General features: G+C 72.7%; 24 protein-coding genes. 18 read left to right on the top strand and 6 right to left on the bottom strand.

Annotated features, from left to right (window positions below):
* Positions 1–151 precede the first annotated feature (151 nt).
* The 14 genes from ACTFAP_RS24925 to ACTFAP_RS24860 all read left to right on the top strand — a co-directional run bounded on the left by ACTFAP_RS24925 (position 152) and on the right by ACTFAP_RS24860 (position 13,082).
* The gene (locus ACTFAP_RS24925; protein ID WP_500467454.1) at positions 152–1,657 is read left to right on the top strand and encodes a phage tail sheath family protein; all 1,506 of its coding nucleotides are present in this window, start codon (positions 152–154) and stop codon (positions 1,655–1,657) included.
* A gap of 20 nt (positions 1,658–1,677) precedes the next feature.
* On the top strand, positions 1,678–2,121 hold the full coding sequence (locus tag ACTFAP_RS24920; RefSeq protein ID WP_200363300.1) for a phage tail protein: 444 nt from the start codon (positions 1,678–1,680) through the stop codon (positions 2,119–2,121).
* Entirely contained in the window at positions 2,121–2,585 is a 465-nt protein-coding gene (locus ACTFAP_RS24915) for a hypothetical protein (RefSeq protein ID WP_500467453.1), read from the top strand. The genes ACTFAP_RS24920 and ACTFAP_RS24915 overlap by 1 nt, the downstream gene beginning before the upstream one ends.
* A complete protein-coding gene (locus tag ACTFAP_RS24910; RefSeq protein WP_200363303.1) occupies positions 2,582–2,725 on the top strand; it encodes a DUF6760 family protein in 144 nt (47 codons plus the stop codon). Before ACTFAP_RS24915 ends, ACTFAP_RS24910 begins: the two co-directional genes overlap by 4 nt.
* A gap of 411 nt (positions 2,726–3,136) precedes the next feature.
* A complete protein-coding gene (locus ACTFAP_RS24905) occupies positions 3,137–4,435 on the top strand; it encodes a hypothetical protein (RefSeq protein WP_500467452.1) in 1,299 nt (432 codons plus the stop codon).
* An 85-nt stretch (positions 4,436–4,520) separates the two neighbouring features.
* A complete protein-coding gene (locus ACTFAP_RS24900; protein WP_200363306.1) occupies positions 4,521–4,955 on the top strand; it encodes a phage tail protein in 435 nt (144 codons plus the stop codon).
* 8 nt (positions 4,956–4,963) lie between these two features.
* Complete coding sequence (locus ACTFAP_RS24895; RefSeq protein WP_390121855.1) at positions 4,964–5,725, top strand: CIS tube protein; 762 nt, start codon at positions 4,964–4,966, stop codon at positions 5,723–5,725.
* Positions 5,726–5,734: 9 nt separating this feature from the next.
* Positions 5,735–7,645, top strand: coding sequence for a VgrG-related protein (locus ACTFAP_RS24890; RefSeq protein ID WP_500467451.1), 1,911 nt, complete (start codon positions 5,735–5,737; stop codon positions 7,643–7,645).
* Positions 7,646–7,677: 32 nt separating this feature from the next.
* Positions 7,678–7,986, top strand: coding sequence for a PAAR domain-containing protein (locus ACTFAP_RS24885; RefSeq protein ID WP_500467450.1), 309 nt, complete (start codon positions 7,678–7,680; stop codon positions 7,984–7,986).
* 9 nt (positions 7,987–7,995) lie between these two features.
* Positions 7,996–8,403, top strand: coding sequence for a GPW/gp25 family protein (locus ACTFAP_RS24880; protein ID WP_400008428.1), 408 nt, complete (start codon positions 7,996–7,998; stop codon positions 8,401–8,403).
* On the top strand, positions 8,400–10,394 hold the full coding sequence (locus tag ACTFAP_RS24875; protein ID WP_500467449.1) for a putative baseplate assembly protein: 1,995 nt from the start codon (positions 8,400–8,402) through the stop codon (positions 10,392–10,394). The genes ACTFAP_RS24880 and ACTFAP_RS24875 overlap by 4 nt, the downstream gene beginning before the upstream one ends.
* A 1-nt stretch (position 10,395) precedes the next feature.
* A complete protein-coding gene (locus ACTFAP_RS24870; RefSeq protein WP_500467448.1) occupies positions 10,396–10,968 on the top strand; it encodes a phage tail protein in 573 nt (190 codons plus the stop codon).
* Positions 10,969–11,683: 715 nt separating this feature from the next.
* Positions 11,684–11,842, top strand: a complete 159-nt coding sequence (locus tag ACTFAP_RS24865) for a hypothetical protein (RefSeq protein ID WP_500467447.1) — start codon at positions 11,684–11,686, stop codon at positions 11,840–11,842.
* 118 nt (positions 11,843–11,960) lie between these two features.
* Positions 11,961–13,082, top strand: a complete 1,122-nt coding sequence (locus ACTFAP_RS24860) for a discoidin domain-containing protein (RefSeq protein ID WP_500467445.1) — start codon at positions 11,961–11,963, stop codon at positions 13,080–13,082.
* Between the two features lie 13 nt (positions 13,083–13,095).
* Here ACTFAP_RS24860 and ACTFAP_RS24855 read toward each other — a convergent pair whose 3' ends face one another.
* Together ACTFAP_RS24855 and ACTFAP_RS24850 are read right to left on the bottom strand one after the other, a co-directional pair.
* Complete coding sequence (locus tag ACTFAP_RS24855) at positions 13,096–13,281, bottom strand: non-reducing end alpha-L-arabinofuranosidase family hydrolase (protein ID WP_500469561.1); 186 nt, start codon at positions 13,279–13,281, stop codon at positions 13,096–13,098.
* Positions 13,282–13,360: 79 nt separating this feature from the next.
* A complete protein-coding gene (locus ACTFAP_RS24850; RefSeq protein WP_500467444.1) occupies positions 13,361–13,960 on the bottom strand; it encodes a TetR/AcrR family transcriptional regulator in 600 nt (199 codons plus the stop codon).
* 98 nt (positions 13,961–14,058) lie between these two features.
* On the opposite strand from ACTFAP_RS24850, the gene ACTFAP_RS24845 reads away from it, so the two are divergent.
* From ACTFAP_RS24845 to ACTFAP_RS24835, 3 genes are all read left to right on the top strand, one after another.
* Positions 14,059–15,549 carry a carboxylesterase family protein gene (locus ACTFAP_RS24845; RefSeq protein WP_495682404.1) on the top strand — a complete coding sequence of 497 codons (1,491 nt, stop codon included), beginning with the start codon at positions 14,059–14,061 and terminating at the stop codon, positions 15,547–15,549.
* Positions 15,550–15,873: 324 nt separating this feature from the next.
* A complete protein-coding gene (locus ACTFAP_RS24840; protein WP_500467442.1) occupies positions 15,874–16,533 on the top strand; it encodes a ThuA domain-containing protein in 660 nt (219 codons plus the stop codon).
* Positions 16,518–17,627: a Gfo/Idh/MocA family protein gene (locus tag ACTFAP_RS24835; protein WP_500467441.1), complete on the top strand. Its 1,110-nt coding sequence runs from the start codon at positions 16,518–16,520 to the stop codon at positions 17,625–17,627. The genes ACTFAP_RS24840 and ACTFAP_RS24835 overlap by 16 nt, the downstream gene beginning before the upstream one ends.
* A gap of 72 nt (positions 17,628–17,699) precedes the next feature.
* On the opposite strand, the gene ACTFAP_RS24830 is transcribed toward ACTFAP_RS24835, so the two are convergent.
* Both ACTFAP_RS24830 and ACTFAP_RS24825 read right to left on the bottom strand, forming a co-directional pair.
* On the bottom strand, positions 17,700–18,083 hold the full coding sequence (locus ACTFAP_RS24830; RefSeq protein WP_390121843.1) for a hypothetical protein: 384 nt from the start codon (positions 18,081–18,083) through the stop codon (positions 17,700–17,702).
* 271 nt (positions 18,084–18,354) lie between these two features.
* Positions 18,355–18,729, bottom strand: a complete 375-nt coding sequence (locus ACTFAP_RS24825; RefSeq protein WP_495682401.1) for a hypothetical protein — start codon at positions 18,727–18,729, stop codon at positions 18,355–18,357.
* Positions 18,730–19,099: 370 nt separating this feature from the next.
* Here ACTFAP_RS24825 and ACTFAP_RS24820 point away from each other — a divergent pair, with 370 nt between their 5' ends.
* Positions 19,100–20,005, top strand: coding sequence for a zinc-binding dehydrogenase (locus ACTFAP_RS24820; RefSeq protein WP_495682400.1), 906 nt, complete (start codon positions 19,100–19,102; stop codon positions 20,003–20,005).
* A gap of 101 nt (positions 20,006–20,106) precedes the next feature.
* Here the strand turns inward: ACTFAP_RS24820 and ACTFAP_RS24815 are convergent, their stop codons facing one another.
* Positions 20,107–20,913 (bottom strand): hypothetical protein, encoded by an 807-nt coding sequence (locus tag ACTFAP_RS24815; RefSeq protein ID WP_500467439.1) that lies wholly within the window; start codon positions 20,911–20,913, stop codon positions 20,107–20,109.
* Positions 20,913–21,788: an ATP-binding cassette domain-containing protein gene (locus ACTFAP_RS24810; protein WP_495682398.1), complete on the bottom strand. Its 876-nt coding sequence runs from the start codon at positions 21,786–21,788 to the stop codon at positions 20,913–20,915. Before ACTFAP_RS24810 ends, ACTFAP_RS24815 begins: the two co-directional genes overlap by 1 nt.
* Between the last annotated feature and the right edge of the window lie 68 nt (positions 21,789–21,856).

Here is a 21,856-nt window from a genome sequence, read left to right as displayed (position 1 = left end):
TCGGGGGCGGGGAGCGACAGACCGGCTCGGTGACGCGTTTCTTTCACCATGGGGCAGCCTCCTGTGCGCGCTTGGGCGGCCCTTTGGACGTTCCGCAAGATCCCTCGGACGGCGAAAAATCGGTGCTGTTTCCCCGGCCAAGGAGAGTGGTATGCCGTCGTACCTGTCCCCGGGTGTGTACGTCGAAGAGGTGGAGTCAGGGAGCCGGCCGATCGAAGGGGTCGGGACGGCTGTCGCCGCCTTTATCGGGTTCGCCCAGAAGGGGCCGTTCAACGAGCCCACGCTGATCTCCAACTGGAGTCAGTTCGTCAGCGTCTTCGGTGATTTCGTTGAGGGCACCTATCTCGCGTCCTCCGTGTACGGCTACTTCGCCAACGGTGGCGGTGTGGCGTATGTGGTGCGCATCGGGCAGGGCGGTGAGAGCGCGGAGCCGGCGCAGGCCCAACTCGGCCCCTACACCGTGCGGGTGCTGCCGGGGGTGACCGGGGAGATCGGTGTCGAGGTCGTCCATCCCGAGGACGAGGACACCGATGACGGCCTGTTCACGCTGGTGGTGAAGAAGGACGGCGAGGCCGCCGAGACCTATCCCGGGGTCAGCACGAAGCGGAACAAGGACAACGTCGCCACCCAGGTCAAGGCCCGATCCGCGCTGATCCGGCTGGAGATCGCCCAGCGCGGGGCCGTGGCCGTACGTCCCGAGGCGCAGTCCGTGACGCTGCCGGTCGCGTCGGCGGATCCTCCGCAGGAGCTGTCCGCCGACTCCTATGTCGGCGACCCCGACACCCGCACCGGCTTCGGCGGCCTGGAGGCCGTGGAGGAGGTCACCATGGTGGCCGTTCCAGATCTGATGAGCGCCTACCAGCGGGGCGTACTGGATGTGGAGTCGGTGGTCGCCGTTCAGCAGGGCCTCATCGCCCACTGCGAGGCCATGGGCGACCGGGTCGCGATCCTCGACGCGCTGCCGGGGCTGAGCCCGCAGCAGGTCAAGGCGTGGCGGACGGAGACCACCGGCTTCGACTCCAAGTACGCCGCGCTGTACTACCCCTGGATCAAGGTGCTCGACCTGGGGCAGGGACGGAACGTCTTCGTGCCGCCGAGCGGGCACATCGCCGGGGTGTGGGCCCGCAACGACGACTCGCGCGGGGTGCACAAGGCGCCGGCCAACGAGGTGATCCGGGGCGCCGTGGCCCTGCAGACGCAGCTCACCAAGGGCGAGCAGGATCTGCTGAACCCCATCGGCGTGAACTGCGTGCGGTTCTTCGCCGGTCGGGGCATCCGGGTGTGGGGCGCGCGGACGCTCTCCAGCGACCCGGCCTGGCGTTATCTGAATGTGCGCCGGCTGTTCAACTACCTGGAGGAGTCGATTCTCGCGGGCACCCAGTGGGTGGTGTTCGAGCCGAACGACGACGCGCTGTGGGCGCGGGTGCGGCGCACGATCCAGGCGTTCTTGACGAACGAGTGGCGCAAGGGTGCCCTGTTCGGGCTGACGCCGGACGACGCGTTCTATGTGAAGTGTGACCGCGAGACCAATCCGCCGGAGAGCATCGACGCCGGTCAGGTCATCTGTGAGGTCGGGGTGGCCCCGGTGAAACCCGCCGAGTTCGTGGTGTTCCGGCTCGCGCAGTTGTCGGGTGGTTCCGGCGCCGTGGACGAGTGATGTGAGGGGAGGAGACCGTTATGCCGCTGCCCGATCTTGACAGTTCCGTGGGGCATTCGTTCGGCCTGGAGTTCGACAGTGTGCTGATCCGGCAGATCACCGAGGTGAGTGGTCTGAAGATGGAGCAGGACGTCATCGAGCTGAAGCAGAACACCGCCGACGGCAAGTACGCCATCAAGAAGCTGCCCGGCCGCCCCAAGGCCGGGGAGGTCACCGTGACCCGGGGCCTGACGGAGGACAACAGTTTCGAACGGTGGGTGAAGGACTCGCGCTTCGGGCAGATGAGCAGCGCCCGGCGCAACGGCTCGATCATCGTGTACGACTACGAGGGCATTCCGATCAAGCGGTACAAGCTGGTCAACGCCTGGCCGAAGTCGCTGGAGATCAGCGCCCTGAAGGCCGGGGACACCTCGGTGCTGACCGAGAAACTCTCCATCACCTACGAGAGCCTGGACGTCGAGTGATGCGGCGCGGCATTCCCGCCGTGTCGGGCGGCGCGTCCTCCCCCACGGCGGTGCGGGAACGGGAGCGGGATCGGGACGAGGGCCTGTTGCGGACGGAGTTCGCGTTCGAGCTGCCCCGGGGGTACGTGGACGGGTCCGGGACCGTGCACCGGTCCGGTGTGATGCGGCTGGCGACGGCCCGCGACGAGCTGGTGCCGCTGCGGGACGACCGGGTGCGGGAGAACTCCGCCTACCTGTCGGTGGTGCTCATCTCCCGGGTGATCACGCGGCTCGGGTCCATCGAGGACATCCATCCGGGGGTGGTGGAGGACCTGTTCGCCTCGGATCTGGCGTTCCTCCAGGACTTCTACCGGCGGATCAACTCCGAGGGGCACACCCGGGCGTCCGTGACGTGCCCGTCCTGCCAGGAGAGCTTCGCCGTGGACCTGGCCGGCGGCGGCGGTGGTCGCCTGGGGGAATCGTGACGTACGCGGCGGACCGTCTCCACGAGGAGGTCGCGTACCTCGCTTACCACTTCCACTGGCCGCTGGACCAGATCCTCGATCTGGAGCACGCCGACCGGTTGAGGTATGTCGCGCAGGTCGCCCGGCTGGGCGGGAAGTGAGGCGGGGTCGTCGTGGGGCTGTTGTCGTGGCTGGGGTGGGGCCGGGGCCGGGAGAAGGGCCGGGCACCCGAGGCGGGTGAGGCGTCGCCGGCGGCTGCTTCCGGCCCGGGGTGGCGCGAGGTGCCGCCCGTGCAGCGGATGACGGGCGCGGGCATGCCGCTGGTGACTGATCCCGTTGGGTTCCGGGGCTCGTTGAGCACCTGGCAGAACGTCTCACTGACCGGGGAGCTGGGGCATCACGTCGACGAGGCGGCCCCGGGCGGGGTGGGGCACGCTCTCGCCACTCCGTCCGTGCAGACGTTCACTCCCCGGGCTTCGCACGTTCCGGTCCAGGCGGGCGGGGGCGACGACGGCTCGGGGGCGACGGCGACTCCGGGGTTCGGTCCCGCTCCGGGTGATGAGGCCGGGTCCGTGGTGGATGCCGATGCCGGTTCCGGTGCTCCGCCCGTTCCCGTGCAGCGGCTCGCCGACACCTCGGCGTCGGCGGTGGAGGTGCCGCTGCCGGTCGTACGGCGGCTGGCCGTGGTCCAGCCCGATCCGCCCGTGGCGCCCCGTGATCCGGGGCTGCCGCCCACGGTCGCGCGGAGCGGGCTCGGGCTGGGTGAGCCGCTCACCGCTCTGCCGCCCACCGCCCAGCGGGATGTGGTCGCCCGGAGCGCCGCGCCCGGCGCCGCTGTCGATTCCCCCGCCGACTCCGAGCCCGATGCCGGGGTGGTCGCTGACGGACAGGCTGGGGAGACCACCGCTCCGCTGCTCGGGGATGCCCCCTCCCTCTCCGTTCAGGGGTATGGGTGGGAGGGCGGCGGGGCGGAGGCGCCGCAGGCGGGCGAGGGCGGCGCCGGTGGGGTGGAAGGGCTTGATGCCGGAGTGTCCGGATCGCTCGGTGTCTCCCGTTCGGCTGGGCCGTCCGCCGCGTTCGGCTCGACCGCGTCCGGGGGTGCTTCCGGGCCCGCCGGTCTTTCCGGCTCGGCCGGTGGTGTGTCTTCTTTCTCCCCCGTTCCCCTGCAACGGCTGGCCGTCGACGACGCCACACCGGAACACACGCCCGCCGTGCTGCCGTTGGTCGCCCAGCGCTCCGTCACCGTGCTGCCATCCTGGGAGCATCCCGCCGCCGAGCCCTCCCCCTCCCCGCCCTCCGTACCCGTGCGGTGGTCGGAGGAAGGAGAGCGCGCGGAGCGTACGCCGACCGTGGAGAGCGCGGCCCGCAGGGCGGACCCCGCCCCCGCCGTCCAGCGGTCCTTCTCCGCCCCGGCCCCTCCCCCGCCGGCCCCGGCCGATGCCGGGTCCGTGGCGGTCGCCGCCGGGATCGCGCAGCGAATGGCGGACGGCTCCGTGGTGTTCCGGTCCTCCCCGCCCCCGAGTCCGTCCCCGGGCGCCTCCGCCGTGCCGGCGCCCCCGCCCGCGTCGCCGGGACCGGCCGTCCAGCGGGATGCCGACACCGCAGAACCACCGGTGCCCGAGGCGGAGTTCACCCCCAGCTTCGACACCGCCGAGCAGCCCGAGCCCGTAGCCGATCCCATCCCCGAGACCACCACCGCGTCCGGCACCGGGCCGCCCGCTCCCCCGGGCGACGGCGCCGGCGACGACGCGTCGCCCAAGGTCACCGACGAGCTGGTCCGTGCCCTGTTCGCCCCGCTGAGCCGCCTGCTGCGCGCCGAGCTGCGGCTGGAACGGGAGCGCTCCGGTCGTCTCATCAACACCCGGCACTGACGCACCGGGAGACCGAGCCCCCGAAGGAACGAACGACCGAACGACCGAACCGACGAAGCGACATGTGAGAAAGAGAGGTCCCGCCATGGCCGCGAGCGACGAGGATCCGGCGGTCAGTGTCTGTTTCGTCGTCACCATCGACGGGATCGAGCTGGGCTCGTTCAACACCTGCGACGGACTCGGCTGCGAGGTCGTCCTCGAACAGCGCGAGGAGGGCGGCAACAACGGCCACCTGTGGCAGCTGCCGACCCGTCTCAAGTACTCCAACGTCAAGCTCTCGCGCCCGCTCACCCGGGAGACGGAGAAGGTCGCCCGCTGGTTCGCGAGCATGACCACCGGCTTCACCCGTAAGACCGCGCACATCGAGGCCCGCAGCCCCGACGGCCGCACCGTCGCCCAGTGGGGCCTGCTGGAGGTCGTCCCGGTGCGCTGGACCGGCCCCTCCTTCAGCCCCGAGTCGCCCAAGGTCGCCATCGAGACGATCGAGATCGCCCATCACGGCTATGTGCTGGGGGACTGATCGGGGCCATGAGTTCACCCATCGCGTTCAGTGCGGCAGGCACCGGGACCGGGAGCACCGGCGGGGCCGGCGGCGGCGTACGGCCCAAGCTGGAGCACGCGTACCTGGAGTTGCGCACCCCGCCGCCCGGCGGCAGCCTCACCCCGGGCGCGCCGTGCGGCCGGATCGATTTCCAGTTCAACCCGAAGGAACTCAGCCTCACCAAGGCCGCCGCCTGGAAACGCACCCCGGCCAAGGGCGCCAAGAGCGCGGGCCCGCCCGAGTACCAGGGCCCGCAGCCCAGCAAGCTCACGGTCGAGATGTTCTTCGACGCCAGCGCCACTCAGGACACGAGCGTGGTGACCGCCGTGGAGCAGCTGTTCGCGTGCTGCGTGCCCACCAGCGAGACCCGGCAGGCGCAGCGCGCCTCGCCGCCGTGGGTGGTCTTCCACTGGGGCGGGCTCACGGGCTTCCCCGGGTACGTCGGCCAGGTGCAGGTGAAGTACACCCTGTTCACCACCTCCGGGGTGCCGATCCGCGCCACCTGCCAGGTGACGGTCGAGGAGATCAGCGGCGAGACGCCGGGGCAGAACCCCACCTCCGGCTCGCTGCGTCCGCGCCGCGTGCACCGGGTGCTGTCCGGCGACACGCTCCAGTCGCTGGCCTGGCAGGAGTACGGGGACCCGGCGGCCTGGCGGCTGATCGCGGAGGCGAATGGCATCGACGATCCGCTGCGGCTGACGCTCGGGCGGGAGCTGCTGCTGCCCGCGCGCGACGAAGCGGGGCGGTGAGGAGGTCCGATGGCGGGTCAGAGTGTGGCGAAGGCGCTGGTGGTGGAGTTCGGGGGCGCGCCGCTGTCGGCGGCGCTCACCAACACGCTGGTCGACGGGTACGTGGACGACAGCCGTACGCTGCCGGATCTGTTCGTGCTGCGTTTCCGTGACCCCTCGCGGGTGCTGCTGGAGCAGACGGGGCTGACGGTGGGGACACCCGTACGGCTGCTGGCTTCGGCCGGGGACGGCGGCTCGGTGGCGGCGCGGCCGCTGCTGACCGGGAGTGTCACCGCGCTGGAGATCGAGATCGACGACACGGGGACGTTCACGGTGGTGCGCGGCCTGGACGAGTCGCACCGGCTGCTGCGCGGGCGGCGGGTGGCGAGCTACCAGAACATGACGCTGGCCGACATCTGCGCGCAGGTCGCGCGGCGGGCTGGTCTCACGCCGGGGACCGTCGATGTCGCCGGACCGGTGCTGGAGCATGTGGCGCAGCCCAACTGCACCGACTGGGAGTTCCTGCGCGCGCTGGCCGCCGATGCCGGGGCGCAGGTGTACGTGGCGGACGGCAAGCTGCACGTGCTGCGGCCCGTGGAGGCCGGCGGGGCGCCGGACCCCTCGGCGCGGGCGCGGCAGAGTCCGCTGGTGCTGGAGGCCGGGGACAACCTGCTGCGCTGCCGGGCGGGGATCTCGGCCGCCGAGCAGGTGTCGGCGGTGGAGGTACGGGGCTGGGACGTGCGCACCAAGCAGCCACTGGTGGCGCGGGCGGAGGCGGGCACGGCGGCGACGCTGGACCTGGGGGTGACGGCGGGGCAGGTGAGCGAGCCGTTCGGGGCGGCGGAGTTCGTGGTGGCGGGGGCCTCGTACGGGACGCAGGCGCAGGTGGATCAGGTGGCGAAGGCGCTGGCGGCGACGATCGCGGGGTCGTTCGCGGAGCTGGAGGCGGTGATCCGCGGGAATCCGGAGGTACGGGCGGGGAGCGCGGTGACGCTGACGGGGGTCGGGGCGCCGTTCGAGGGCCGGTACACGGTGACGACGTCGCGGCATGTCTTCGATCCGCTGCGCGGGTACGAGACGTGGCTGACCGTGTCGGGGCAGCAGGAGCGGTCGCTGTTCGGGCTCACCGGCGGTGGGGCGGGAGGGGACGGCGTTCCGGGCGGTGGGAGCGCCGGGGGCCTGGTCAGCGGGACGGTGACGGACACCAAGGACCCGGAGGGACTCGGCCGGGTGAAGGTGTGTTTCCCGTGGCTGTCGCAGGAGTACGCGAGCGACTGGGCGCGCACCGCGCAGACGGGCGGCACGGGGGGCGGGGACGGCTTCATCCCGGAGGTGGGGGACGAGGTCCTGGTGGGGTTCGAACAGGGGCGGCTGGACCGTCCGTACGTGCTGGGCGCGCTGTACAACGGGCAGGACCGTCCCTCGGGGGGCGGCGCGGGTGACGGTGCCGGCGGCGTGAGCGGTGACGGGGACTCGGGTGCGATCGACGAGGCGAGCGGCGCGGTCACCAAGCGTTCCTTCGGGTCGAAGGGCGGCAACAAGCTGGAGCTGCGGGACGCGGCGAACGGCCCGCAGGGCGTGCGGCTGCTGACCGGGGACGGCAAGTTGCTGATCGATCTCGACAAGAAGGGCACGACGATCGTCATCGACAGCGAGGGCAACGTCGAGATCAAGGCCGGGCAGCAGGTCACCGTCACCGCGGGCAGCGGCGCCAGCATCGACGCCGGCGACGGTGTGCTCGAACTCAGCGGCGCGGGTGTCCGGCTGACGGCCCACCGGGACGGCGTGGAGGTGGACGGCGGCGAGGGCAGTCTGCGGCTGGCCGCCGGCGGCGCGGTGGAGGTACGGGGCGGGCGGGTGGAGGTCAAGGGCTCCCAGCGCACCGAGGTACGCAGCGACGGGTCGCTGACCGTGCAGTCCCCGATGGTGCGGATCAACTAGGGCGACGAGGCGTTATCCAGGGAGGGTTCATCATGTCCGCAGCAGGTGGCGGGGGCGCGGCGCACGCCGCGCAGGCCGCACGCGTCGGCGATCCGACCAGCCACCCGGGGGCCGTCGGGCCGCCGGGGCACGGCACGGTCCTCATCGGGGGCCGCCCGGCCGCCACCGTCGGCACCGCCCACCAGTGCGCCTCCCCCGCCGCGCATCCGGCATCGGTGATCACCGGGCCGGGCAGCCGCAGCGTCCTGATCGGCGGCCGTCCCGCCGCCCGCACCGGTGACCGGGCGGGCTGCGGCGCCACGATCACCACCGGCTGCGCGACCGTACTGATCGGCGGGTGAGGGCACGTCATGGGACAGCAATTCGTCGGCTCCGGCTGGGCGTTCCCGCCGCGCACCGATGCCACCGGCAGCATCGCCCTGGTCAGCGGGGCGCAGGAGATCGAGGAGTCGATCCGGCTGATCCTGGCCACCTCGCCCGGCGAACGGCCGATGCGCCCGGAGTTCGGCTGCGCGCTGAACGACTACGTCTTCGCCCCGGCGGACGCGGGCACGGCCGGGCAACTGGCGTACGAGGTGCGGCTGGCCCTCGAACGCTGGGAACCGCGCGTCACGGTGACGGACGTGGCGGTGCGCTTCGACCGGGTGAATGACGGGGTGCTGTACATCGACATCAGCTACTCGGTGCGGGACGCGAACGACCCGCGCAACCTCGTCTTCCCCTTCTATGTCATCCCGCAGCACGAGGAGAGCGCATGACGTCGTTGCCGAGCCCGAACCTCGACGACCGGCGGTTCCAGGGGCTGGTGGACGAGGCGAAGCGCCTGGTGCAGCAGCGCTGCCCGGAGTGGAGCGACCACAACGTCTCCGATCCGGGGGTGACGCTGATCGAGGCGTTCGCGACGATGGTCGACCAGCTCGTCTACCGGCTCAACCGCGTCCCCGACAAGAACTATCTGACGTTCCTCGACCTGATCGGGGTGCGGCTGTATCCGCCGACGGCGGCACGCGTCCCGGTGACCTTCACGCTGTCGGCGCCGCAGCCCGAACCGGTACGGATCCGGGCGGGCACGGAGGTGGCGACCGTGCGTGGGGAGACCGAGGAGGCGGTCGTCTTCACGACCGTCCGGGAATTGTCGGTGCCACCGTGCACCCTGGAACACCTGGTGACCTGGCAGGCCGGAGGGGAGGCGGTCGATCGCACCGGGGAGCTGGCGCTGGAGCGCGATGTGCCCTGTTTCAGCGGCTCGGTGACGGCGGGCGGAAGCGGCGGCGGGGCCACCGGGGTGGCGCCGACGCCCGGCGACTGCCTGTATCTGGGGCTGTCGGGGCCGGTGCCGGGCGGCGTGGTGGTGCTGCGCCTGGACTGCCGGGTGGACGGGGTCGGCGTCGATCCGCGCCGGCCGCCGCTGCGCTGGGAGGCGTGGGACGGCTCGGCGTGGGCGGAGTGCGAGGTGGAACGGGACGGGACGGGAGGGTTCAACAAGGCGGGCGACATCATCCTGCACCTGCCGGACGTGCACGCGCGCTCACGGGTGGCGCGGCACGAGGGCGGCTGGCTGCGTTGCCGGCTGATCGAGGCGGCGGAGAACCAGCCGGCGTACCGGGCCTCGCCGACCGTGCGCGGCGCCAAGGCGTTCACCATCGGCGGGCGGGTGGAGGCCGTGCACGCGGAGACCGTCGGCGAGGAACTGCTCGGCGTCTCGGACGGGCTGCCCGGGCAGAGCTTCCAGGTGGCCAGGCCGCCGGTGGTGCCCGGCGAGGAACCGTTCGTGGTGGAGGTGTCGGAGGGCACCGAGTGGCGCCAGTGGCGGCTGGTGGAGAGCTTCGCGCACTCCACGGTGTACGACCGGCACGTCACCCTGGACCGCAACGCCGGCCGTGTCGACTTCGGCCCGGCGGTGCGCGAGGCCACGGGCGGGCTGCGGCTGTTCGGCGCGATCCCGCCGAAGGGCGGCGGGATCCGGGTGCGTGCGTACCGCACCGGCGGCGGCCGGCGCGGCAATGTGGCGCGCGGCGCGCTGCGGGTGCTGCGCAGCTCGCTGCCGTACGTGGCGCGGGTGACCAACCGCGCGCCGGCGGTCGGCGGGGTGGACGGCGAGAGCGTGGAGAACGCCCGGGTGCGTGGCCCGCTCACGCTGCGCACGCTGCACCGTGCGGTGGTGCCCCGGGACTACGAGCAGCTGGCGCGCGAAGTGGCTCCGGAGGCGGCGCGGGTGCACTGCGTACGGGCCGGGGAGCAGGAGAGCGAGGCGCTGCGGCTGCTGGTGGTGCCGGGCGGGCACAGCGACGAACAGGGGCGGGTGGGGTTCGACCAGCTGACGCCAGGACAGGAGACGCTGACGGCGATCCGTGATCACCTGGACGAGCGGCGGCCGGTGGGCACCAGGCTGCTGGTGCAGCCGCCGCTGTACCAGGGGCTGACGATCGTCGCCTCGCTCCAGTCGGTACGGGGCGCGGCGCTGGAGCGGCTGCGGGAGACGGCGCTGACCGCGCTGTACACGTACTTCAACCCGCTGATCGGCGGCCCGGAGGGGCAGGGCTGGCCGTTCGGGCGGCCGGTGCAGTCCGGCGAGGTGTTCGCGGTGCTGCAACGGGTGGCCGGGGTGGACCTGGTGGAGGACATCCGGCTCTTCCCGGCCGACCCGCTGACCGGCGAACGGGCCGAGCCGGTGTCACGGATCGAACTCGACGCCCACGCCCTGGTGTTCAGCTACGAGCATCAGCTGCGGGTCCGGGAGGGCGGCTGAGATGCGCGGCGCGTACCCGCGGCTGCCGACGCCGCATCCGCTGGTGGAACTGCTGCCGGCCGTCTACCAGGACCAGGACTTCGTACGGCGGTTCACCGGTGCCCTGGACGAGGTGCTGGCGCCGGTGCTGCTGTCGCTCGACAACCTGCCCGCCCATCTGCATCCGCGCACCGCGCCGGAGGACTTCCTGCGCTGGCTCGCGGGGTGGGTGGCGGTCGAGGTGGACGAGGAACGCCCCGTCAACCAGCGCCGGGCGGTGGTGGCGGGCGCCGTGTCCCGGCACGGCCGGCGCGGTACGCGGGCGGGGCTCGCGGCGGCGGTACGGATCGAGACCGGGGCGGAACCGGAGATCGAGGAGAGCGGGTCGGCGGGCTGGTCCCCGTACCCGGGCGGCCCGGTGCCGGGGGCGGAACGGGCGACGGTGACGGTGCGGCTGCGGGTGCCGGACCCGGACGGGTTCGACCGGGTGGGGCTGGAGAAGCTGATCGCGCAGGAGGTCCCGGCGCATGTGCCGTTCCGGCTGGAGGTCCTGCCCGTGGCGGGGCGGGCGCAGGAGGGCGGTGGGCGCACGTGACCACCTGCCCGGAGTGCGGACACCGCAACGCGGAGGGGGCGCGGTTCTGCGCCGCGTGCCATGTCTTCCTGGACTGGGAGAACGACACGCACACGACGGGGGCGGCGGACGGCGGGGGCGGTGACCGGGCGGCGTCCACGGGCCGCCACCCGCAACCGGACGGCGCCGGGGCGGGCGCGGCCCGGGGGACGGGAGAACCGGCGGCGCCGGGCGGTCCGTACGCACCGCCCGGCGCTACCGCCCCGGCCCGTTCCCCCTCCGGGGCGGCACCGGGGGCGGCTCCCGGCGCGGGGCGACCGATACCGCCGGCAGGGCACGACGTACCGCCGGGACCTGCGGGAACACCCGGACAACCGGCCGACGGCGGGGGGCCGCTGTGGCCGCCGCCCCCCGGGCACGGGGCGGGCGGGGCCGCCGGGCCGGGACAACCGCCCTCCTCGCCGCCGGGAGCCCCCTACGCATCGCCCCCGCCGTCGGGGCCATCCGGCCAGGCTGCCCCCACGGCTCCCCGCTCCGGGCCCGCGCCGGGTGCAGGGCAACCGGTGCCGCCCGGGGGCCAGTACGCCCCACTCGGACCAACCACCCCCACCCGTCCACCGTCCGCACCCGCCCCGGGGCCCGCCCCGGGCGCGGGACAACACGCACCGGGAGCGCACGACCCGCCCCCCGGACCGGCGGGAACGCCGGGACAACCGGCTGGTACGCGGCCGGCGGCGTGGTCACCACCGCCCCCGGGCGGGCCGGGAGCGGCCACCGGCACCGGGCCGCCGGAGCCGCCCGCGTCGGCCGGGCAGCACGGCCCACCGCCGACAGCGGCCACCGGGCCGGCTGCCGCGTCGCCGTGGAGCGGGGCACCCGGCGCGGTGCCGGGTGACGCCGGAGGCGGACAACCGGCAACCCCAGCCGAAGGGCACGGTCTTTCACCGACCGGGCCGGCCCCCACGGCCGCGCAGCCGCCGCCCGCTGGGCAGCCCGCCGCGCCGCCTCCGCCGGTGGGCGGGCCCGTCCCACCACCGTGGCCGCCGCCCCCGGCCCGGCCCGGGCCGGCCGCCGGCGCGGCATCGTGGCCGCCCGGCGCCCCCGGAACGGCACGCTCGCCCGGGGACCCGGACGCCCCCCGCGACACGTCCTCGCCCCAACGCCCCGCCCACCCACCGTGGTCGGCGCGGGGGGAGAGTCCGGAGAGTTCAGCGTCCGGCCGCGCGGGCGAGCCGCGGCGGCCGGGGCCGTCGTGGGCGCGGGCGGACGACGGCGAGGCGGCGAAGGCCGCCCCGCGGCGGCCGGGCGAGCGGGAGGAACGGCCCGCCGACCGGGGCGCCGACGCCCCCGAACCCGAGGATCCGGCCGGGGCGGCCCCCGAGCAGGTCGCCGCCCCACCCCGGGACTGCCCGAGCTGTTCGGCGCGGAACGAGGCCGGGCGCCGGCTGTGCGAGCGGTGCGGAGCCCTGCTGACCGAGGCGCCACCCGAGGCTGTCGCGGCGCCGCTGCCCTGGTGGCGGCGGATCTTCCGGCGCGGGCCGCGCGCGCCGATGGACGCCGGTACCCGCCCCGCCGGACGTCGCAGGCGGCGGCCCCGGCTGCTGATCCCGGTCCTGATCGTCCTGCTGGCTCTGCTGGCCTGGTTCGGGCGCGACCAGATCGCCGAACTGTTCGACTCGGCCCGCGACCGTACCGGGGAGCCGGAAGCCCTGCACCCCGCCGCCGTGCGGGCCTCCAGTGAGGCCCCCGCCCACCCCGCGACCGACGCCTTCGACGGGTTCAGCAACCGTCACTGGTCGCCCGCCGCGACGGGTGCGGGCGAAGGGGAGTACCTGGAGGTCGATTTCGGGGATCCGGTCCGGCTCACCCATGTGCTGATCACTCCCGGCGCCTCCACCCACCAGGACGAGTTCCTCGCCCAGGGCAGACCCGAGAGCATCACCGTCACCCTCACCGGCACGGACGGTACGACCCACGAGCAGACGATCGACCTGCGCGACGAGCCCGGCGGTCAGAGCTTCGAGGTGACCGGCTCGGATGTCGTCGCCCTCCGCCTGACCACGGAATCCGCCCACGGGGCGCGTGATGACACCCGGCTCGCCATCGCGGAGGTGGAACTCTTCGGCCGCCGCTGATCCTTGCCCGCTCTCACCCCCGCGCCACGGCGGGGCGGCGGACAGCGGTGCGCCCGCGTTGCGTGCTGCGGAAGCCCTTCGGGAACTCACCGATGGTGGTCCCGGCCCGGTAGAGGCGGCCGTTGTCGTCGGAGGAGTACAGGTAGCACATGGTGGCGTCGCGGATGACCCGGAAGTCGACCCGGTGCCTGTTGCCGATGTCGGGGTTGGCGTCCAGGTAAGGGAGGCCGGCACTGGAGATGATCTTGTCCCCACCTGCCCCCCTGTCCGGGGGCGGGTCACGTACTGCTGAACAGCCGGTCCAGATGCACGTCGATCGCGGCGAGCGCGTCCTGGGGGTCGATCACGTCGAGTTCGATCAGGGAGGTGAAGCCGGTGAGGGCGAGGAGCAGGTTGGTCTCGGTCGCCGGGTCGCGGCCGGAGTCGATGTGTCCGTCGGCGATCGCCTGGCGGACCAACTGCTCGACGAGGGACCGCCCCTGGACGAGGCCGCGGCGCGCCTGCTCGTGGACGGTCTGGTCGTGCAGCGCCTCCAGGACGTAGGCGGCGCTCATCCGGCTGGTCGCGCGGGCGTCGGCATGCAGGGGGAGCATTTCCGCGAGCGTCAGTCGCAGCACGTCACGGGGGTGCGGACGGTCACCGAGCTTTTCGATCCCCCGGTGTACGCGCACCGCGGTCTGCTCGGACGCGAAGTCCATGGCGAAGGAGAGCATGGCGGTCCGGGAGGCGAAGTAGTGCTGCAGCTGCCCGAGTGACATGCCCGCTTCCTGCGCCACCACGCGCATCGTCAGCTGTGTGACACCGCGCCGCTCCACCACCCGCCACAGTGCGCGGGCGATCGCTTCGCGGCGTCCGCGGTGATCCACCTGTTTCGGCATCGCCGGCTCCTCCCTCGCGCCCCCGGGACCATTCCAATACACTCGACATAATACACCTGACCCATAACCTGGAGTCCCCTCGACGGAAGGAATGCGTCATGTCCGAACAGCCAAAGGTACGGACCACGGAAGGCGTGGTGCAGGGGCTCCGGCGGCAGGGGCACACGGTGTTCCGCGGCATCCCCTACGCCCAGCCCCCGGTCGGAGCGCTCCGCTTCGCCGCGCCCGCGCCGCCGCACCGCTGGGAGGGGACGAGGCAGGCGGTCGAGTTCGGCCCCGTGGTGCCGCTGTCCCTGCCGATCGACGTGCCCCCGCAGGGCACCGACTGGCTGACGCTCAACGTCGGCACTCCGGATCCCGGCGCGGCGGGACTGCCGGTGCTGGTGTGGATCCCCGTGGGCGGCTACCTCTCGGCGGCGTCGAGCGACCCGATGTTCGACCCGGCGGCGCTGGCCGAGGCGGGAGTCGTCGTGGTGACCATCAACTGCCGCGTGGGCGCGGAGGGCTTCGCGTTCCTCGACGACGTGCCGCCCAACCGCGGATTCCTCGACCAGATCGCGGCGCTGGAGTGGGTGCAGCGCAACATCGCCGCCTTCGGAGGCGACCCCGGCCGGGTCACCGTGGGCGGGGTGTCCGCCGGGGCGGGCTCGGTCGCCGCCCTGCTGACGATGAAGTCCGCGCGCGGCCTGTTCCGGCGGGCCATCGCCCATTCGGTGCCGGGGCTGCACAGCACCCCCGCGCTGGCCCGGCAGGTCACCGCCGCGTTCGCGGACCGGCTCGGTGCGGCGGCCCCCACCGCCGAGGCCCTGCGCGACACCGACCCATGGCACCTGGCCGCCGAGCTCACCTCCTTCAACGCCGGCCTCCACGCGCACCGGGAGAGCTGGGGACGCCTCACGGAGACCGGCACCGCGCTGTGCCCCGTCGTCGACGGCGAGGTCCTCCCGGAAACGCCCTGGCCCGCGCTGACCGGCGCGCGCGCAAGGGGAACCGAGCTGCTCGTCGGCCACACCCGGGACGAATTCCGGTACTTCAGCGTCATGAGCGGACGGTACGGCACCTTCACCGAGGAGGACGCCCACGCGGCCCTGGAACTGCACGCCCCGCAACCGGACGGCGCGCGGGCCTACCGTGCCGCGTTCCCGCAGGCAGGCCCGGAGGAGCTGGTGGAGACGGTGTACTCCGACGCCCTCTTCCGCATACCGTCACAGCAGCTGGCCGAGGCGAACGCCGCAGCCGGCGGCACCTCGTACCTGTTCGAACTGTGCTGGGCTGCCCCGGCCCTCGGCGGCATCCTGGGCGCCTGCCACAGCCTCGACGTGCCCCTGGCGTTCGGCACGCTGGACAGCCCCGTCGGCACCCAGCTCATCGGCGAGGAGCCTCCTCCCGAGGCAGTCGCGCTCTCCCGCGAGCTCCAGGAGGCATGGGTCCGCTTCGTCACCACCGGCGACGCGGGCTGGTCCGCCCACCGGCCCGGCGGGCACCTCACCCGTGTCCTGGACGCCGAGTCGAAGACTCTGCCCTACCCCGAACAGGCCTCCCGCCGGATCTGGGAAGGCCATTCCCCCGCCCCCTTCGATCACGCGTAAGGGTCCGGGGCGCCGCCTACGACTGCGACGCCGCCTCTCACCTGCCCATCGGGGACAGCACGCATGGGCGTACAGCCGGGCGACATCCAGCCCCCCGTGTGTCCGCGTCCCCCTCCGCCGACCGGTCCCGAGAATCACCGGCCGCGCGCGAACGCGGCGCGGTCCGGGGTGCCGCGGACGTTCCGGGCGCACGTTTCCCCGCGCCGCTCCGGCGGAATGAAACGTTTAACACCCTGCGCCGTACGTGCACGCCCTGCCCCACCGCCACGCCCGGCCCTTCTCCACCCGGGGCACACCGACCAACCCCTCGTGAAAGGCGTTGACTTGACCTCCGAAACCCGAACAGCACTGGTGGTGCGCGGTGGTTGGGACGGCCACCGGCCCGTGGAGACCACGGACCTCTTCCTCCCGTTTCTGCGGCAGCACGGCTTCCGGGTACGGACCGCGCACTCCCTCGACGTCTACGAGGACGCCGAACAGCTGGCCGCCACCGACCTGATCGTCCAGTGCTGGACCATGGGCGAGATCAGCCAGGAGCAGTGCGCGGGCCTGGCCGCCGCCGTGCGCGCCGGGACCGGCCTGGCGGGCTGGCACGGCGGCATCGTCGACGCCTTCCGGGGCACCCCGGAGTACGCGCTGCTGACCGGCGGCCAGTTCCTCATGCACCCGCCCGGCTTCACCGGCCACCGCGTCAGCCCGGTCGCCGGCCGCGCCGACCACCCGGTGATATCCGGCCTCGACGCCTTCGAGGTCCACACCGAGAAGTACTGGGTGGCCACCGACCCGCTGAACGACGTGCTGGCCACCGTCACCTTCGACGCGGACGCCAACCGGCCGCGCGCCGCCGTCGTCCCCGCCGTGTGGACCAGGACGTGGGGCGAGGGCCGGGTGTTCGTCTCCACCATCGGCCACAAGCCGGACGACTTCGACGTCCCGCAGGTCCGCACCCTCACCGAGAGGGGCCTGCTGTGGGCAAGCCGCTGAACATCGGCGTCATCGGGGCCGGAGCGATCAGCGGCGCCTACGCCGCGACCCTGAAGGACCTGGACAGCCTGCGCGTGACGGCCGTCACCGATCTCGACCGGGCACGGGCCGAGCGGCTGGCCGGCACACTCCCCGGAGAGGTGGCCGTCGCCGACACGGCCGACGCCCTGCTGGACCGTGACGATGTGGACGCCGTCCTCAATCTCACCCTCCCCGCCGTCCACGCGACGGTGAGCCTGGCCGCGCTGCGGGCCGGCAAGCACGTCTACAGCGAGAAGCCCCTGGCCGCCGACCGGGAAGAGGCCGACATCCTGCTGGCGGAGTCCCGTTCGCGCGGGCTGCGGGTGGGGTGCGCACCGGACACGGTGCTCGGCACCGGCATCCAGACGGCCCGCCGGGCGGTGGACGACGGGGAGATCGGCACGCCCGTGGCGGCCACGGCGTTCATGACCACGGCCGGGCACGAGAGATGGCACCCGGACCCGGAGTTCTACTACCGGCCCGGGGGCGGCCCGCTGCTGGACATGGGCCCGTACTACCTCTCCGCCCTCGTTCATCTGCTGGGCCCGGTCGCCCGGGTCGCCGGCGCCGCGTCACGGTCCCGGGCGGAGCGCCTCATCGGCAGCGGCCCGCGCGCCGGAACCCGCTTCCCCGTCGAGGTCGACACCCATGTGACCGGCCTGCTGCATCACGTGGGCGGCGCCGTGACCACGCTCGTCATGAGCTTCGACATCCACGCCGCGCGGCTGCCCCGCGTCGAGGTCTACGGGACGAAGGGCTCGCTGTCCGTCCCGGATCCGAACACCTTCGACGGGGTCACCTCCCTCAGCCGGGGCACCGGGGAGTGGGAGCCGCTGCCCGACTCCGCCGGATACCGGCCCGGGGCGCGCGGAATCGGTCTCGCGGACCTGGCCGACGCGCTGGGGACCGGCCGCCCCCACCTCGCCTCGGCCGAACTCGCCGCCCACGTACTGGATGTGATGCTCACGCTTCTGGACGCCGCGCGGCACGGCGGGACCCTGCCCGTCACCCGCGCCACCGGCCGCCCGGACGCCGTCCCGGGGCCGGTGACCACCTTCCGGCCGGTGAACTGAGCGGCGCGGCACTGTTTCTCGGCGTGCCGGCGGGTGCGCCCCGGGGAACGCACCCGCCGGCGGCCGGGTCGCTCAGGGGGTGCAGACGTTGGTCAGCTCGCCCACCGCGTCCCGCAGGGGCGTCATGTCGGGCGAGGTGTCCCCCTCGGCGACCGCGGTCTGCATGTTGCCCACGGCCTCCTTCAGGTTCTCGACCGCCTGGGACACATCGGCGTCACTCGTCTTGTCGCCGAGGTCGGTGAGGGTCCCGTCGATCTCGGTGAGCGAGGTGTCGAGCTGGGTGGGATCGTCCGACACCTGCTCGACGCTGCGCTGGAGGTCGTCCACCTGCCCCGCGATGGTGTCGGCGGCCCGGACACAGTCCATGGCCTTGTCGACGGCGGCACAGCCGGTGGTGGTGAGGGCAGCGACGAGCGCGGCGCCGGCCGCGAACGTCAGAGCAACGGGACGGGTCATTCGCTTCACCATGGATACCTCGATCCGGTCAGGTGTGATCACGATGGCGGCAGCATGACGGAAGGATCGCCGCTGCCGCTGTGGGGAGTGGTGCGGAGTGGTGCGGAGTGGTGTGGCGGGCCGGGGAAGCGGCGTTCACGACACGGGAGTTCGTGAACGGGATACCCGGGGCGACCCGGTCCCCGTCACGGTCCACGACGTGACGGGCGGGGCGGGAGAGCGGGACGGAGCCGCCCGGAATCCCCGGGGGCCCTCCTGCGGCCGGGCGGGTTCAGCAGCGCATGACCCGGGTCCCGGCGAGGGACGGCCGCTCGGGCGGCGAAGAAGGCGCCGGCCGGGCCTGTGCCGGGAAGGCGGCATGCAGGGACGTGCCGGAGGGTTCGGCGGCGCCCTGGTCCTCGATCGAAGCGGCGTTGTCGTCGCTCGTCTCGCGGTACCTGCGGTGTGCCGCGCCGTCCTTGTCGGTGCTCTGCGACTGGAGCAGATCCAGGTCGGCGTGCCGGGGGGAGGAACTGGCCGGGAAGGACGTCGCGGACTCGCCCGGCTGAAGCGTCGAGCTCATCCCGCCGAACAGGAAGACGGCGAACATGAAGAGCGCGGCCACGCCCCCGCACAGCGTGCGTGCTCCGCGCGCGTTCGCCTTCATGGCTGCCCGTCTTTTCGATCCGGTTCCGCTGCCGCCGGCAGCAGGACTTCCCGAGTCCTCCGGAATGTGCCTGGACAGGATATGCACCGGTTCTGAAGCCCACCTGAACACGAGGTGTGCAAACCGTGTGGGAGTCCCCCTGCGGCGTCACCGCCGTGATCCCCGACCCCTCGGTACGGTGCGACGGCCGGCGAGCGGTACGGCGGTACCCCACCACCTCGCGCCGGCCTCCCTCCGCCCGGACACGCCGGATTTGCCCCTGACGTCGACGTCAGGTTCTAGGGTGATCGGTGTCGGCGCCCACCGGCCATCTCACCCCCTTTGACCTTGCGAAACGGCCGGTCCCGGCCGCGCGGAGAGGCAGGACGTCATGCGTGCAGTCCGCTATCACGAGTACGGCGGTGTGCAGACCCTCGTGGTCGAGCACGTGCCGGACCCCCATCCGGGCCCCGGCGAGATCCGCATCCGCGTCACGGCGGCCAGTGTCAACCCGATCGACTGGAAGGTACGTTCCGGCGCGGCGCGCGAGCTGATTCCTGTGGACCTGCCCGCGATTCCCGGGCGGGACGCCGTCGGTGTGGTCGACGAGACCGGTGCGGGGGTGCGAGGGGTGAACGTCGGCGACCGCGTCTTCGGGCTGGGCGGCGTCACCGGCGCGACGGCGGAGCTGGCCGTGCTCTCGGCCTGGGCCCACGCCCCCACCACGTGGACCGACGAGGAGGCCGCCGGTGCCGGTCTGGCGTCCGTGACCGCGATCGGCGGACTGAACGCGCTGGGCGCCCTGCGAGGGCGCACCCTGCTCATCGAGGGCGCTGCCGGAGGTGTGGGCAGCGCCGCCGTCGAGATCGCCGTGGCTCGGGGCGCCACCGTGATCGGGACGGCAGGCGAGCGCAACCACGCGTTTCTCACCTCTCTGGGAGCCGTCGCGACCACCTACGGCACCGGCCTCGCCGAACGCCTCGCCGTCTTGGCCCCCGGCGGTGTCGATGTCGCCCTCGATACCGCGGCCTCCGGGTCCCTTGCCGATCTCGTCGCGATCGTGGGCGACCCGGCTCGCGTGTCGACGGTCGCCGACCACGCGAACGCGGAGCGTCTGGGTGTGCGTGTGGCCAACGCGGAGAACAACTCCTCGTTCCTCGCCGAGGCGGGCGAACTCGGCCGGGAAGGCCGCTACACACCGCGCGTCGAACGGAGCTATTCCCTCGATCAGGTCGCGGAAGCACACGCGTACGCCGAGCTCGGACACACCCGGGGGAAGATCGTGATCCGCGTCTGAGGCGGCCCGCTCCCCTCCGCGCGGGCGGTCACCGGTGGCGGCCCCGGCTCGGGGGAGCCGGGGCCGCCGGTGGGGTTCGGCGCCGGGCGGGCGCCGGTGACTCAGAGGAACAGGTCCTTGCGCCGGAACAGGTGGACCGAGACGGCCGAGACCGCCACGGAGGCGGCGGTCAGGCCCAGCACCACGGCCACGAAGACCCCGGTGTTGCCGACGTGCCGGTCGACGTCGAACAGGGAGAAGACGGTGAAGTACTGCAGGAAGGACAGGTTCGGGCTCAGCGGCTCCACCATGCTCAGGAAGTACTGGAATATGACCAGACCGGTGGAGCCCGCGAGCGCCTCGACACCGGTGTTCGTCAGCATCCGGATCAGGAAGACGACCGAGCCGAGGAAGAGGAACAACACCAGCAGATTGACGTTGAGCACGACCATGCCCCGCCATTCGATGGGGGACCCCCAGTCGAACACCAACTGGCCCAGCACCATGGAGACCAGCGAGACCACGGCGATCCCCACCGAGGCGAGCAGGAAGAACACCAGACGCGCGATCAGGTAGGAGGCCCTGGGCAGCGCCCCGTTGAGGAAATAGTTCAAGGAGGTGTCGTCGATCGGCTTGGACACCAGCCGGTGTCCAAGCAGCAGGACGAGCGCCATCATGAAGTAAAGATGGAGCGAGTTGTAGTAGTTGGCCGTCAGAAATCCGAAATACTGGGTCTGGTCCCCCGATACCCCCAGCGCCTGCCGCAGCTGCTCGGGGATCGTGTCCAGCATCTCCGTGTAGGTGGCGTCGGCGGACAGCAGCGGGAAGAGCCACGCCAGCGACAGCACCATCGAGCCGATCACCACCGCGGCGGCGGCCAGCAGCGGCGCGTTGGTGAGGAACGAGTACCTCAGAACGGTCCGGTTCATCACGCCACCTCTCCTCGGTACGCCTCACGGAAGTAGTCGCGGAAGGACTGGCGTTCGGTCTCCACGTCGGCAACGGGGTGCGGCGCCAGGGCTCTGACGATCTCGCCGGTGTCGCCGCGGGGCTGGAAGACCAGGGTGCGCGGGCCCGCCTGCTCCACCGCGAAGCCCGCGAAGGACGCCGCGGTCACGTTCTCCGTGAAGGTCACCTTCAGGGCGGTCCGCAGGGCGGTACGGACCGACTCCATCGTCTGGGTGGAGACGATGCGCCCGTCCCGGATGATGCTGATGCGGTCCGCGACCGCCTCCACCTCCTCGAAGATGTGGGAGGAGAGCAGGATCGTGGTGCCCGCCCGCTTCGCCTCGACGAGCAGCGCGATCAGCTCGTCCTGCATGAGCGGGTCGAGACCGCTGGCGGGTTCGTCGAGGATGACCACCTCGGGGTCGGTCATGAAGGTCGCGATGATGGCGAGCTTCTGCTTCATGCCCTTGGACATCTTGCCGATCGGTGTGTCCAGGCGCAGCCGGAGCCGGTCGACGAGTTCGTCCCGCCGCCGGGTGTCCGTGTGCCCCCGCAACTCCCCCTGCATCCGCAGAAAGGTCCGGGCCGAGACGCCCTGGGGGAAGCCGATCTCACCCGGGAGGTAGCCCAGGCGTGCCTTGGCGGCCACCGGCTCGTGCCAGCAGTCGTGGCCGTCGATCTCGGCCCGGCCTGCGTCCTGTTGGAGGTACCCCATCAGATGGCGGATGGTGGTGGACTTGCCGGCTCCGTTCGGGCCGATGAATCCCAGCACCTCCCCCCGTCCCACCTCAAGGTTGACCTCGAACACGCCCTGGAAGGGTGTGAAGCGCTTGGTCAGCCCTTCGACCTTGATCATCGTGTCTCCTTTCCTGCTGTCGTGTCCGGCTGCCGGCGAGGGCACCCGGACGGTGTACGGCTGCCCTC

The sequence above is a fragment of the Streptomyces sp. PH9007 genome (assembly GCF_059813725.1).
The sequence above is the reverse complement of the archived record's forward strand: the minus strand, read 5'-3'. Positions and strand labels throughout refer to the sequence as shown.

What these genes read in the sequence shown, in the direction of transcription:
- ACTFAP_RS24925 (WP_500467454.1), top strand. Translation starts at nt 152, where the DNA reads ATGCCGTCGTACCTGTCCCCGGGTGTGTACGTCGAAGAGGTGGAGTCA.
- ACTFAP_RS24920 (WP_200363300.1), top strand. Translation starts at nt 1,678, where the DNA reads ATGCCGCTGCCCGATCTTGACAGTTCCGTGGGGCATTCGTTCGGCCTG.
- ACTFAP_RS24915 (WP_500467453.1), top strand. Translation starts at nt 2,121, where the DNA reads ATGCGGCGCGGCATTCCCGCCGTGTCGGGCGGCGCGTCCTCCCCCACG.
- ACTFAP_RS24900 (WP_200363306.1), top strand. Translation starts at nt 4,521, where the DNA reads ATGGCCGCGAGCGACGAGGATCCGGCGGTCAGTGTCTGTTTCGTCGTC.
- ACTFAP_RS24895 (WP_390121855.1), top strand. Translation starts at nt 4,964, where the DNA reads ATGAGTTCACCCATCGCGTTCAGTGCGGCAGGCACCGGGACCGGGAGC.
- ACTFAP_RS24890 (WP_500467451.1), top strand. Translation starts at nt 5,735, where the DNA reads ATGGCGGGTCAGAGTGTGGCGAAGGCGCTGGTGGTGGAGTTCGGGGGC.
- ACTFAP_RS24885 (WP_500467450.1), top strand. Translation starts at nt 7,678, where the DNA reads ATGTCCGCAGCAGGTGGCGGGGGCGCGGCGCACGCCGCGCAGGCCGCA.
- ACTFAP_RS24880 (WP_400008428.1), top strand. Translation starts at nt 7,996, where the DNA reads ATGGGACAGCAATTCGTCGGCTCCGGCTGGGCGTTCCCGCCGCGCACC.
- ACTFAP_RS24875 (WP_500467449.1), top strand. Translation starts at nt 8,400, where the DNA reads ATGACGTCGTTGCCGAGCCCGAACCTCGACGACCGGCGGTTCCAGGGG.
- ACTFAP_RS24870 (WP_500467448.1), top strand. Translation starts at nt 10,396, where the DNA reads ATGCGCGGCGCGTACCCGCGGCTGCCGACGCCGCATCCGCTGGTGGAA.
- ACTFAP_RS24850 (WP_500467444.1), bottom strand. Translation starts at nt 13,960, where the DNA reads ATGCCGAAACAGGTGGATCACCGCGGACGCCGCGAAGCGATCGCCCGC.
- ACTFAP_RS24845 (WP_495682404.1), top strand. Translation starts at nt 14,059, where the DNA reads ATGTCCGAACAGCCAAAGGTACGGACCACGGAAGGCGTGGTGCAGGGG.
- ACTFAP_RS24830 (WP_390121843.1), bottom strand. Translation starts at nt 18,083, where the DNA reads ATGACCCGTCCCGTTGCTCTGACGTTCGCGGCCGGCGCCGCGCTCGTC.
- ACTFAP_RS24825 (WP_495682401.1), bottom strand. Translation starts at nt 18,729, where the DNA reads ATGAAGGCGAACGCGCGCGGAGCACGCACGCTGTGCGGGGGCGTGGCC.
- ACTFAP_RS24820 (WP_495682400.1), top strand. Translation starts at nt 19,100, where the DNA reads ATGCGTGCAGTCCGCTATCACGAGTACGGCGGTGTGCAGACCCTCGTG.
- ACTFAP_RS24815 (WP_500467439.1), bottom strand. Translation starts at nt 20,913, where the DNA reads ATGAACCGGACCGTTCTGAGGTACTCGTTCCTCACCAACGCGCCGCTG.
- ACTFAP_RS24810 (WP_495682398.1), bottom strand. Translation starts at nt 21,788, where the DNA reads ATGATCAAGGTCGAAGGGCTGACCAAGCGCTTCACACCCTTCCAGGGC.